Origin of the sequence: Tellurirhabdus bombi (assembly GCF_021484805.1) — a bacterium.
In the GTDB taxonomy this organism is placed as follows: Bacteria; Bacteroidota; Bacteroidia; order Cytophagales; family Spirosomataceae; genus Tellurirhabdus; species Tellurirhabdus bombi.
The window spans coordinates 855,418-868,315 of sequence record NZ_CP090557.1; the positions used below are offsets into that span (position 1 = coordinate 855,418).

Below are 12,898 nucleotides of genomic sequence, written 5' to 3' on the forward strand. Positions count from 1 at the left end.
TTGATTCTTTTCTAAAAGAGAGCGGCCAGGAAACCCCTGGCCGCTTTTTTAATTCAAGTTGGTGAGGTATTCCGTTGGTGTTTGCCCAAACTGGCTGCGGAACGACTTACTGAAGTATTTCGGATCATTAAAGCCCACCGTAAACGCCACTTCCGAGACGCTCATTTTTCTTTGTTTAAGCAACATCTCCGCTTTTTTCAGTCGGGTAGTACGCAGCAAATCAATAACCGAAAGACCCGTTAGCATTTTCACTTTTCGAAACAGCACCGGACGGCTCATGCCCATCTCGGTAACCAGACTGGCCACGTTGAAATCGGCGTTGCTCAGGTTACTTTCCATAATGGTCATGAGGCGATTCAGAAATTTATCGTCGGGATGGTCAATTTCCTGGTTTTGCGGTTGCAGCGTGACAATGCGGTGGTATTTGGCCTTTAATTTCTCGCGCAGTTGAAGCAGGTTCTGAATCCGCGTCATCAGCAGTTGGCCATGAAAAGGCTTCGTCAGGTATTCATCGGCGCCTGTTTTTAAACCCGCCAGTTGGTGCTCAACAGCCGTGCGGGCCGTCAGCAAAATAACCGGAATGTGGGCCGTCCGCGCATCCGTTTTGAGCCGACGCGTTAATTCAACGCCATCCATCACCGGCATAGCCACGTCACTAATAACCAGATCGGGCAGGCTCTGCGTTGCCTGCTCCCAGGCCAGTGCACCATTCGCTGCTTCAACGACCTGATACGTTTCCTGAAGCATTTCCTTTAGGTAAGCGCGAATGTCTTCCTGATCTTCCACAATGAGGATGAGCGGCTTTTCGACCGAATGATTCGTACTGACCTCTTCCTGCACAAAATCTACCACAATAGGCTCTGCCGGGGCTAGGAACGCCGTGATTTCTTCGCCTTTTGCCTTAATGTTCGTCGCTTCGCTGGCCACGGCTAAAGGTAGCTTAATCATAAATTGGGTATGGCCATGCTGCCCCGCACTGGCTTCCCGGCTTTCCACCCCGATGGTTCCCTGGTGCAGGTCAATAATGCTCTTGCTCAGTGCCAGCCCGATGCCAAATCCTGAGTTGTGCGTTCCGGGATGGTCGGCCTGATAAAAGCGGTGGAAAATGCGGTGCAGATCATCGGCAGAAATCCCAACTCCATTGTCTTCAATAAAGATACAAACCTGATTTTCATCGGCGTCCGTACCTTCAGGAAAGGCAATCCGCACGGCAATTTCACCACCCGCCGGAGTAAATTTAAAAGCGTTGAGGAGCAGGTTGTAAAACACTTTTTCCATCTCACCCGCATCAAACCAAACCGAAACTGCCGCCTTTTCCGACTCATACCGAAGCGTCACCTGCCGCGAACGCGCGTACTCCTGAAACGAATCCGTAATGCTCCGCAAGAAAGTGACCAGATCATGCTCCTGCCGATGCAGGCGGACATTGCCCGTTTCGTGCTTCTGAAAGTCCAGTAGTTGGTTTAGTAACCGCAGCAATCGGTTGGTACTCAGCTTCATCACGGAAAGCTGCTTTTGAATCAGGCTATCCGCTGGATACTGGCTGGACAACACCTCTATCGGACTGATAACCAGCGTTAACGGCGTTCGGATTTCGTGCGCAATGTTCGTGAAGAAATTCAGTTTTGTCTGGTGTAATTCCTGCTGTCGCTCTTTTTCCAGATGTTCCAGTTGTAAATCATGCGCGAGTTGCAGCCGCACTCGGTTAAAGCGGGACCACATATAAAGCAATCCCAAAAAGACCGTTACATACAGCGCATACGCCCAGGTAGATTTCCAGAGGGGCGGCAAAATAGTGATGGCCACTTCCAACGGCTGCGGATTCCAGACGCCGTCGTTATTAGCGCCTTTGATGCGAAGCGTGTAGTCGCCGGGCTCCAGATTCATGTACGTGGCCACCGGCTCATCGACATAATTCCAGTCTTTATCGAAGCCCACCAGTTGGTAGGCGTATCGATTTTTGGGCGAATTAATAAAATTCAGAACGGCAAATTCAACGGAGAAAACGTTTTGTTGGTGATTGAAGGTCAGCGATGGTGTATGCTGTATGCTTTTTTCCAGAATCGTCTGGGTGGAATCGGCCAGACTAACGGGCTGGTTGAACAGTTTCAAACCTGTAAACGCCAGCCGGGGAATGTGGTTGTTGCTCCGAATGCTATCAGGGTGAAAAATAACAATGCCGTTGTAGCCCCCGAAATACAGATAACCCCGCTCATCCCGATAGGCCGAATTCGTCGTAAACTCCTTGCAAACCAGACCGTCGTGCTTATCAAAATTGGAAAAACGCCCCTGCTTCGGATCAAACCGCGACAGGCCATTTTCCGTACTGATCCAGATTCGCCCCCGGCCATCTTCCCGAATGCCCGCAATGGTGTTACCGGGCAAACCGTGCTGCACCGAAAAACGCCGGAACGTACGCGAGCCAGGTTCCAGCCTGTTCAGGCCGTTGTCGCGCGTGCCTACCCAAAGCCGCTGCTGCTGATCTTCGAACAGACAGGCAATGTAATTTCCGCTTAGCGAAGTTGAGTCATCTGATTTGTGTTTCAGCCGGATGAAGGCGTTTTTGCCCTTTATTTTCTGGTATAACCCCTGCGTTGTGCCCACCCAGAATTGCTGCCGCGAATCAATCAGCAGACTGGTTATGGCATTGGTTTGCAGCGCTTCAGGATTGGCAGGCTGGGCTATCAATCGCTCAAAAAGACCCGTTTTAGGCTCAAACCGGCAAAGCCCGCCCCGGTAAGTCGCGATCCACAGATTCCCCTCGGCGTCGTATTTTAGATCATATATCCGGTCATCTGGAAGCGAATTCGCGTCGCCCGGATCATTGAAATACCGCGTAAACGAGTTCGTCCGAAAATCGAGGTAATTCAGCCCTTTGATCGTGCCAACCCAGAGCCCCTTTTGGCCATCGGCAAGCAGGCACTTGATTTTATCATTGGAAATGGACTGCTTGTTTTTGGGCGTATGCGTATAATGGCGCAGAATGGTTCGGTTGCGGTTAGTAAGCAGTAGACCCCGGTCGTCAGTGCCAATCCAGAGCTGGCCTTGCTGGCTGGGTAGCATTGGCCCAGCCGTTTTAAAGGGTATGCCTCCCTCCCGGTCAACCAGTTGAAACGCGCCGAACGGTTTGGCCAAAGAACTGTAAAAATTGACGCCGCCGTAATACGTACCAACCCAGAATGAGCCGTTCCGGTCGCGGTAGATGGCCCGAATAGAGTTGTCATTGAGCGAACCTACCTTGGCTGGATTGTTGGTTAATTTCTGAAAATAGCGACCGTCCTGCGCGATAATGTACAGGCCCGATATCGTGCCCACCCAGAAACGACCCTGCTCGCCGGGTTCAATGTTTCGAATTGTTTGCGTGCTTAAATCCAGGCCCTGAACGGCATTCCAGGAAACGACCTTTCCTTTGGTTTTATCAAACAGCGCAATGCCTTTTTTCTCCGTGCCCAGCCACAAACGACCCGCCGCATCCTCGGCAATGGTATTGACCCAGTTGGCATTATCCCGATAGACCGAATCTTTGGCTTCCAGATAAAAATTCGCAATCTGATAACGACCCGCTTTGGTCCGAGTTAGTCGCGATAAACCAGCCGACGTACCCACCCAAAGGGTTCCCTGCCGGTCCTGAAACAGGGCCCGAATGTAGGTATTTGCGAGCGCAGTTTGCGCGTCTGAAGTAGCCAAAAACCGTTCGAACTGAAACGAAGTAGGCTTTTTTGATCGATTAAGGCCATCACGCGTGCCTACCCACAGGCTCCCGTCCAGATCCTGTAATAGGGTGGTAACCTGACTATTCGATAAACTTTGTGTATTCGTCGAATCCGATACAATACGCTGAAAATTGTCCTGCTTCGGCTGGTAAAAATTGAGCCCGCCGTTGGTGCCCACCCACAGCCGTCCCTGCCGGTCGGTCAGCAAACTGTTGATGGCGTTGGACGAAAGGCTGTTGGGCTGTTTGCTCTGCTTGCGGTAGACAACCACCTTGCCCGCGTCGTAGCGGTTCAGGCCGTCGCGGGTGCCGAACCACATGAAGTCAGCTTTATCCTGCGTAATGGCATAGACACTACTTTGCGACAAGCCTTCTTCGACGGTCAGATGGCTGAATGTCTGCGTAATAGGCTGAGAAAACGCCCTTTCTGGCAGACATTCAAGCATCAAGACACTCAGTATCAAGAGAATCCGTGTATATCGTTGGGCCATGTTTGTTGACTTAGCTATACCTATTATTTACAACAATATATAGATATTATTATAAAGCTAAATCAATCGGTTGGCTACTTATGCGCTGCTCTGAAAAAATCAGGCGTAACAACGCACCTCACACAGGGCGGCAGGCACCGTTTGCTGGCCGTTGGACCCTTTCAGATGAATGGTTAAACTGCTTGTTTCAACCGGTGTTTCAAACTGGATGGTGTTCCGCGTCTGGTGGTTGTCTAGCTGGTGATGGATGCGTTCTTTTCGGTCGTTGCAGAGAATGTATTCCTTCACGCAAAACGGCGAGGCGGTTTCTGGATGAATCATGAGAACGTTTTCGCACGGATGGTCAAAATCGCCATCGAAGAACAGTTCTACGCGGCTAATTTGCTGAGGCTGAGTCCAGCTTAGCGTAACGGTCGGATTGGGGTCCGACAAGGCCGCCACGTAGGCGTTGGGCTGGTTTGTTGGCCGTTGAATCCCATTTTTCAGGTTCTCAACGCCGAATACTTGAATACCCGGCGTAATCTGCATAGCAATGTTGTGACCTTTAGGACGGCGGTCGGCAGTCCAGAACTCAAATGTATCGACGCCAATGTCTTCGGTCGGCTCCTGCTTGCCAAAGTTGGAAACTGCCGCGTTTACCTTGTTGAACACCGACAAAACGCCTGTAAGCCGCAGCTGGCTGTATTGCAGTTGCACGTGTTCGTTTTTCATGAACATCACAAAACCATACCCCGCCTCCTCCATCGTAGCGTCGAAATTCAGGTCGATTTCCTGCTTGCCTTTTTGCAGCGGAATTTCCAGCGTTTTGAGCGTCACATCCGGCGTATGGTTGGCGGCTTTACTGCTCCGGCGCAGTTCAACGGTTAATGTAGTTTCCTGACTGGCTGTCACATAAGCGGTTAGCTGCGGAACAGGCCCAGCAGACAGTGGCAGCATCTGGGCGGACGACTGGCTTAGCGGCAGCAACGGTCCGTTCGCAGGCAGTTCGTCGAGCACCAACTCGCTGGAAGCCGACAAGGTAGCGCGTTGCGCCAGATCGTCTTTATCCTGTAAATGAAGCCCCGGAATATGCTGTCCGGTTTTCAGTAGTTCGGTTTGAAGTTCCTGCATCCGGGCGGGTTCTGTCAGGTCGCGGGGCAGCAGCGCATCCCGCGTACACAACACCGCCGCCATGCCAACCGCCTGACCACCGTGGGCCGCCGTACCCATCACCCGCGACGAGCCAAAAGCCACGTGCGATGCGCTGATGATCCGCCCTGCCACGAACAGGTTGCTGATATTTCGGCTGTAATACGAACGGTAGGGAATCTGATAAACCCCTTTGCTGTGCCACTGGTTACAGCCCGGTTTTTCGGAGAAAACACCATCGGCAGGATGCAAATCAATGGACCAGCCACCAAAGGCCACGGCATCAGGATGGGGACGCTGTTCGACAATATCCTGTTGGGTTAGCATGTAATCGCCCTCAAACCGGCGACTTTCACGCTTGCCGGGAATCTGGCCAACCCATTCGAGCGTCATGGTTTCGGCTTCGGGAAACAGACCAGAATTTTTAATGTGGTTCCAGACTCCGTAGACCACTTTCCAAAGTTCCCATTTAATGGTTTCCGTATCGTGCACGGTATCGAGCCGTCCGCCGTATTCGAGCCACCACAACTGACAACCGTGTTCTTTGGCATTGAACCGTTTGTAGCGCGGAATTTGGGTAATGTCCTGCAAGGCATATGACGGTGGCACGAAGCGAACTGGTCGGCCCGTGTCTTTGGTGTAGAAATACATCGAATGACCCAGCAACTCACCGTATTCAGCGGTCGGCGCGAATTTTTCGCCAAACTCCTCCATCGCTTCGGCTCCCATGCGAAAGGCCGCCCCCGCCTGAAAAGCGACAATGCCATCGCCGGAAGCATCGCAAAACAACGGGGCAACCAAGTCGTAGGACGTGCTGTTCTGGCTGCAAAATGCTTTCAGGCTGCTAATGGTTTCGGCATCTTTTTTCTCTACTTCGTAAACCGCCGTATTTAATAAGAGCTTGATATTCGGCTCGCTAACTACTTTTTCCAGGACAATGGTATCAAAAATAAGGGGGTTCCCTTCGGGGTTGCGGTATAGATTTTCGAGTAAGAGTTCATCAATGAAGCCCCCTTCACGCGCCCAACGGTTGTTATTGCCCATGTGCGACGTTGCCCCCAGCACCCAGAGCCGGACTTCACTGGACGAATTTCCCCCCAGCACGGGACGGTCCTGCACCAAGGTAACGCGAATCCCTGCACGGGCCGCCGTCACAGCGGCACTTACTCCCGACAATCCGCCACCCACAACAACCAGGTCAGCCTCATGCCGAACGGTTTTCAAACTACGTTTATCGGTTGCTTGTTCGCGTATCATTCGTTAATTCAATGGTTTGTGTAAGAATTGTGAAGCCTGTTGGTTTACTAATGTCAATCGTTAGGTTTTTCTCGAAGCCCCGTACCGGAATGCTCATTTCGGCGCTCTGGCCGGGTTGCAGCGTTGGTATGGTAAGCGTGGAAGACCCTGTTTTTAGCTGATATTGGGTAAGGGTATAAGCTGGAAAGTCATTGCGCGCCGTCACGCGGAGTTTGAGTTGGTGAACGCCTTCGCTGCCCGGTGTCCAGCTTACTTTTTCGACCGTAACGGGGGCCATACCGGTTTGGTGGGCGTTGTAAAGCTGTCGTTTCGAGCGGTCGTGCCGCACCAGCCCCCAGGGGCGAGTGCCGTCGGGATTGGTGCCATCGTGCCGGCTCAGGTAATCATTAAACGACCACCAGGACGCCCCAATGACGTAAGGTAAGGGCCGGATATCGCTCAGGAATTTTTCCAGATGGCTCACCTGTCCGGCTTCCCCCTCCCGACCATCAGCCCGCGTTCCGTACTCACTGACGAAAATTGGTTTGTTTGGGTAAAGCGAATGGATGTGCTTGAGTATGGTCAGGTGGTTGCCGTACGTATTGGTCGAAATGAAATCGCAGTATTGGCTGGCTTCGTCTTCTGGCTTCTTGGGCAAAATATTTAGCCGCATGGACGCAAACGTGTAAAGCCGCGTTGGGTCGAGTTCGCGGGCGTAGGCAATCATGTCTTTGGTCCAGCGCTGTCCGGCGGGTTGCTCCGACAAGTACTCATTTCCAACGCTGTAAGCAATCACGCAGGGGTGATTCCAGTCGCGTTCAGCCATCTCCCGAAACTGCTGACGGAAGTTAGCCCGAATGGTATCATTGTCCATCTGCCGGGGCGTTAGCTGCCAGTTTCCGGCTTCGGTGATGATGAGCATTCCGTTGCGGTCGGCCCAGTCGTAAACCGCTTCAGAAGGCGTGTAATGCGTCAGCCGGTGAAGTTCCATGCCCGCTTCTTTCATCAGACGCATGTCCTTTTCGATTACCCAATCCGGCTCGACTGTCCCTAGATTCGGATAATCAACCACGCGGTTTCCCCCCGCCACTTTGATCGGCTGTCCGTTGAGCAAAAGCTGCGTTCCCCGCACTTCCACCTTCCGAATGCCGAAATGCGTTCGGATCGTGTCGGTGGCCGCAATCACCTGAATGCTGTACAAGTTGGGTTGATCGACGCTCCAGAGCTTAACGTCAGCCGCTTTCAGGGCAGTTTCCGCTTCTAACAACGTGGTTTGGTTTGATGCCGCTCCGGATGATGTTTGTTTCCAGTTGAGCGTCACCATTTTGTTGCCCTGCTCCACCCGAATGGCCAATTTAGGCGCTGCCGCCTGCCCACCCGCGTTCCGAATCCGGGCTTTTACTTTCAGACTGGCCGTTCCTTTCGCCAAATCGGGCATGGCATCGACTTTGATGTTTTCGATGTATACCTCTGGCTCCACCGTCAGGTAAACGGGCCGAATCAATCCGCCGTAATTCAACCAGCCCATGAACGGGTCGTTGGGTTCGTTGTTGTCTTTCGCGCCGGGGATGGTGCCGGGTCGCCAGGTGTTGTTATTGACTGAAACCGCGATGGTGTTCGTGGCTGATTGCAAATAATCAGTTACGTCGAAATGAAAGGGCGTATAACCGCCTTCATGGGTGCCCACTTTGCGGCCATTGAGCCAGACATTGGTTTCATAAAAGGCCGCATCGAAATGCAGGATTACCCGCTTGCCCTTGACAGGCTGCCACGGAAAAGTCCGGCGATACCAAGTTGTGCCGGTGTAAAATTGAAAGCGTGGGTCAACCGAAAAACAATGCGGAACCGTGACGCGACTCCAGCGATTAAGCGGCGCATCTTCTCGGTACCATTTTGCTTTTTCGCCAGCCTCATTCGGATCCATCGCAAACACCCAGTCGCCATTTAGCGGGATGGCTTTGGGATCGCGTAGGGTGTATTGGGCCGGGGTGGGAGCCGCCAGCCAGAGAAGTAAGGATAACGTTAATAGGTATTTCATAAATCAGGGATTCGAATTGACAACTTTCTCGCGTGGATGAAGCTCAGCGGTAATCTGTACCCGTTTAGAGGCCCGCCAGGGAATGAGCGCGGCGAATAAAACCACCACCGCAATGGCCGCCGTGATCTCAGCTCCGACGGTGGTCAGGAAGCTCAGCCCGAACAGCATGACCGCCGTAAACGCCAGCGAAACGGCAATCACCTGTAGTCCAAAGCGGTTTTGTTTTTTGACCTCAACGGCTTCCTCAGCGCTTACATCCGCCGCCGCGTCAATCTGTTTTCGTTCGCGAGCCATGCGGTAGTGCAGGTATTCGGGCGCTACTTTGTTCTTCGAATTAGCCGCCCGCCGGGCCGCCCAGATTTCATACATGAGCAGCAACAGCATCGGTAGCCCAACGCCAATGATGGTTTCGGCGCCGCGGGTTAGTTTGAAATCCAGCAGCCAGGGCGACAGCACTTTAAAGAAAAGATTCACCGTTAGGCCAATGGTTGTAACCCACAGCGTTGCTTTGCTGGTCAGGCGTTTGGAAAACAGTGCCCAGAGCGGCGGTGCCAGCAACGGCCCACCCGAAATTGAGGAAATACTCAACACCACTTCGACAATACCGCCCGCCGCCGGAACCATAAGAGCAATTCCGATCATGCCCAGTCCAAAAATCCAGGATGAACCCCGCGCCACGCGAATCAGCTGTTTATCCGAAGCTGTTGGGTTGATGAGTCCTTTGTAGATATCGTTGGTAAATACCGCCGAAACAACGTTCAGGGCAGTATTGGCACTAGCCGAAGTTGAAAAATACATGCCCGTTAGCATCAGGCCCAACAAGCCCGGTGGCAGCACGAGTTTGCAAATCATCAGGTACGCATTTTCGGTATCCAGACCGGTCAAGGTCGGGTTAATGGCCTTGTAGATCATCGGCGGGAGCATCCAGATTACTGGACTAACGAGGTATAAGCCAGCGAACAAAAACGCTACTTTCTTGGCCGATTTTGGGCTGTCGACGCTGGTATAACGCTGCACAAACGTCCAGTTTCCGCCGATGTAGCAGATGTGGTAGATCACGAAAGCCGCGACGAAACCAAAGGTATATTCGCCGTTCAGCAGGTTGAAAAAATCGTCGGGTACGGCACTCGTGAAGCCTTCGAAGCCACCCACGCGGTCGAGCGACAGCGGCAACAAAATAAACACCGCCGCCGACAGCACTACAAACTGCAAAATGTCCGTCACCATCACGGCCCAAAGCCCACCAACGGCCGTGTAGGCAATCATGAAAATACCCAACCCAATGGTGCAGGGCACCAGCGGCAGATTCAGGGAAGCACTCACCAGCCTGGCCACCGGATACAGCACCGAGCCTTTGATAAACAGCGATACGAGCGTAAAAATGAAGATGTACGCTTTCTGCACCGTTGTACCCAGTCGCTCACGGATGAATTCAGCGGCGGTCAGAGCGCCGGTCTGTTTCCAGCGCGGAGCCAGATAAAGCCCGGTTACCAACGCTCCAATGCACATAGTCCACTGAATGGTGATGGCCACCCAGCCGTGTTTGTAAGCGATAGAACCCCAGGCGACAAAAGTTCCGGCGGAGAAAAAGCTCATGAACAGCGACAGGCCACCGATGAACCACGGCACCGCCTCGCCACCCGCGAAAAACGATTTTAGATTGCGCCCCGTCCGGGCGAACAGCATCCCGATTCCCAGCACGAAGGCCGAGAAAACAAGGATGACAATGGTATCAATGGTCGTATTCATAACTCGTCTCTACAGCCTGTTTTATTGCCGATCAATAGTCATTACTTCCAGTCCGAAAGCCGGCAACTGTTTGGCAACCGCCTTCCCATCTTGAACTGTTACCTGAAAATCAGTCTTTTGCGCCCGATTGTTGAGCAGAATGACGAACAATTTTTTGTCGGACCTCGCCAGTATGCAATCCACCGATGGGTTGTCAATTTTTACCAGCTTCTCATCGATCAGCAGACTGGCTTTTTCACCATTGACCGTGCCGGGCGCAAAACCGACGGTCTGGTGCGGCCCAACTTTAGGTGTCACAAAGCCGCGCGGAAACGCAATTTTTCCGCCCGAACGCAATTCAGCTTCGGCCAATAAGTAGTCCGTCAGCCAGCCGATTTGCCACCAAGCGTGGTGCGGATACGGACCAGCTCCTTTGTTCATTGCCTGCCAGTAATAGGAAGCAACGCTGGTTTTAGGATCGACAAACGCATCACGCCCGATGGCTCCGGCCCGCGCCATATCGGCGAAAATGGGTTCTTTGGTCAGACCGTACATCCGAATGAACATCCCCGCGTGGCTGCACAACTGAATCGGGCCGAGCCGGGTAGCCGAACCGAAAATGCCACCGTGTTCGAAGCTCAAACCCGCCTGGCTAATTTCCCAGTCCTCGCGTTGCGTACCGTTAACCGTTTTAACCGTTTGACTGGCAATAGGATGCGTGTAAATCGATGTCGTGTAAATCTTCGCGCAGGTAATGGCAGCGTCTTTGTAGCGGGCGTCTTTGGTTAGATCGTATAAATCCAGAAAAGCCTGCGCCGACTGGCCCGTGGCAAAATCGGGGGCGTAGCGCGCATCGCCACAAACGCCTAGAAAGCTTCCCGTCTCCACCGCATTTTTGATTATCCAGTCGGCTCCTTTCCGGGCGGCGGCCAGATACTTGGGATCTTTCAGGAGCCGGTGCGCTACAATCAGGCCGTAAAACGTGGGCCGCACATCCTGAATATCCTTGAATATTTCCTGCTGCGAATGCTTGTCGTAGGCAACGGCCCAACTTCCGTCGGGTTTCTGCCAGGTCAGCAGGCGGTCGGCCCCGAAACGCAGCCGTTCTTTTAATTCCTGATCGTTGGGTTCGAACAGCAGCATATTCCCGATGTCGAGCATGGTGTAATACGTCAGCCCGATGGGTTCAACCACTTCGCCCCATTCTTCCACAAACTTTTTGGATTTGGCCAGATAATACTGCCCCTGCACGGCCCCCTTGAAAAACGAATCGTCAGTTAGTTGCTGGGCTAGTTTGAAATTCTCAGCGTAGGGCAATACATTCTTGGTCAATTCGGGGTCTTTTGTAACGTTTGCCAGCATCCACATCGCGCCGTAATCCGAATTTTTCATGGCATCTTTGTTGGAGCCAACCACGCCACCCAGGTACGATTGTGCGCCTAGTTTCCGGCCCTGGTATTCCTCCACGTTCCATAGCGACGTTTTAGGATCGGTCAGGTAATGATGCATCTGCTCAATCCGGCTGGTCAGCGATTGCTTGCTTTGCCGCAGCGCCAGCGATTCTTTGAAGCGATAAATATCGTACACCGCATGATTCAGCGCCTTGAACCAATCGCCGTTCGTCAGGCTGTAGCGGAAGGTATAGCTGATGGTTTCGCCCGATTTTAACGCGGATTTTGGCTCACCTAGCACTGGGAAATACACCGTCGGCGACAACTCGGCCTTGCGGTTCATGTGCGACAGTCCGATGTTCCAGTCAGTCTGGGTAACTTTGTCTTTCGCCCAGGGGTCGCGCGCCAAACCCGGCTCGGGAATCACCGAAATCGTCAGGCCGTTTTTGGTACTGATCATCGGACTCAGCGTACTGGCACAGCGTTCGCGGTACAGCACCGGCAGCTTCGGAATGCCGTGCCCGTAGGCATACGCCAGCGCAAAATTCTCCTGCAACTTATTTCCCTGGAAGTATCCCGGCACCGTCGCCCAACTCAGATTCTGTTCCGTAACGGCAGCCAGTGTAGGGCTGGCCAGCGAAAAATGGCCGTCTTTCTTGGCCGTAAGCGTTTGCTTAACCAGAATATCGCTGGAGAATTTAGGATCCAGCGCCCACTCGGTTGTCACCGTGGCGGCTTCGGTTTCCTGCTTGAACGTCAGGCCATTTTTGCCGTTCTGTTTCGCTTCTTTCGGAAAGAAATGAATGGCCTGCCCCGCCGTATTCAGCGAAACGGGATTGGTGCTTTCGGCCCATTGCACTTTCTGGTAGTGGTATTTTGGGCCGGGAAACTCTTCACCGGTAATGGTTTTAAAAATTGTTTCCGGTTTGTCGGATGGTTTCTCGGCGGCGTATAGCAACGTATTTTCACCGGAAGGCTGCGCCAGCGGTTGCCAAGTTTTTCCTTGTCGGGCGGCTACTTTCTGCAACCGCCAGCCCTCGCCGGTCGATTGCCACACCAGTTGCACCTGTTCGTTCGTCAGGCTCAGTGTTTTAGTCGTTTGGGCTAAACTGCTGATGCTAACCAGGCAAGCCCAGATAGCGAATTTTATGGATATCTTGTTCTGTCGATTCAT

Annotated in this window: 5 protein-coding genes; all 5 read right to left on the bottom strand. The window is 52.8% G+C overall.

The features are described 5' to 3' along the window. Positions 1-48: 48 nt before the first annotated feature. Positions 49-4,203, bottom strand: a complete 4,155-nt coding sequence (locus L0Y31_RS03720) for a hybrid sensor histidine kinase/response regulator transcription factor (protein ID WP_234735792.1) — start codon at positions 4,201-4,203, stop codon at positions 49-51. A 99-nt stretch (positions 4,204-4,302) separates the two neighbouring features. After that, positions 4,303-6,588 (bottom strand): FAD-dependent oxidoreductase, encoded by a 2,286-nt coding sequence (locus L0Y31_RS03725; RefSeq protein ID WP_234735793.1) that lies wholly within the window; start codon positions 6,586-6,588, stop codon positions 4,303-4,305. Next, complete coding sequence (locus L0Y31_RS03730; RefSeq protein ID WP_234735794.1) at positions 6,563-8,605, bottom strand: glycoside hydrolase family 2 protein; 2,043 nt, start codon at positions 8,603-8,605, stop codon at positions 6,563-6,565. The genes L0Y31_RS03725 and L0Y31_RS03730 overlap by 26 nt, the downstream gene beginning before the upstream one ends. Before the next feature lie 3 nt (positions 8,606-8,608). Beyond that, positions 8,609-10,354: a sodium:solute symporter family protein gene (locus L0Y31_RS03735; protein WP_234735795.1), complete on the bottom strand. Its 1,746-nt coding sequence runs from the start codon at positions 10,352-10,354 to the stop codon at positions 8,609-8,611. A gap of 21 nt (positions 10,355-10,375) precedes the next feature. Then, a complete protein-coding gene (locus L0Y31_RS03740; RefSeq protein WP_234735796.1) occupies positions 10,376-12,898 on the bottom strand; it encodes a glycoside hydrolase family protein in 2,523 nt (840 codons plus the stop codon).

What these genes read in the sequence shown, in the direction of transcription:
- L0Y31_RS03730 (WP_234735794.1), bottom strand. Translation starts at nt 8,605, where the DNA reads ATGAAATACCTATTAACGTTATCCTTACTTCTCTGGCTGGCGGCTCCC.
- L0Y31_RS03735 (WP_234735795.1), bottom strand. Translation starts at nt 10,354, where the DNA reads ATGAATACGACCATTGATACCATTGTCATCCTTGTTTTCTCGGCCTTC.
- L0Y31_RS03720 (WP_234735792.1), bottom strand. Translation starts at nt 4,203, where the DNA reads ATGGCCCAACGATATACACGGATTCTCTTGATACTGAGTGTCTTGATG.
- L0Y31_RS03740 (WP_234735796.1), bottom strand. Translation starts at nt 12,898, where the DNA reads ATGAATCGACAGAACAAGATATCCATAAAATTCGCTATCTGGGCTTGC.
- L0Y31_RS03725 (WP_234735793.1), bottom strand. Translation starts at nt 6,588, where the DNA reads ATGATACGCGAACAAGCAACCGATAAACGTAGTTTGAAAACCGTTCGG.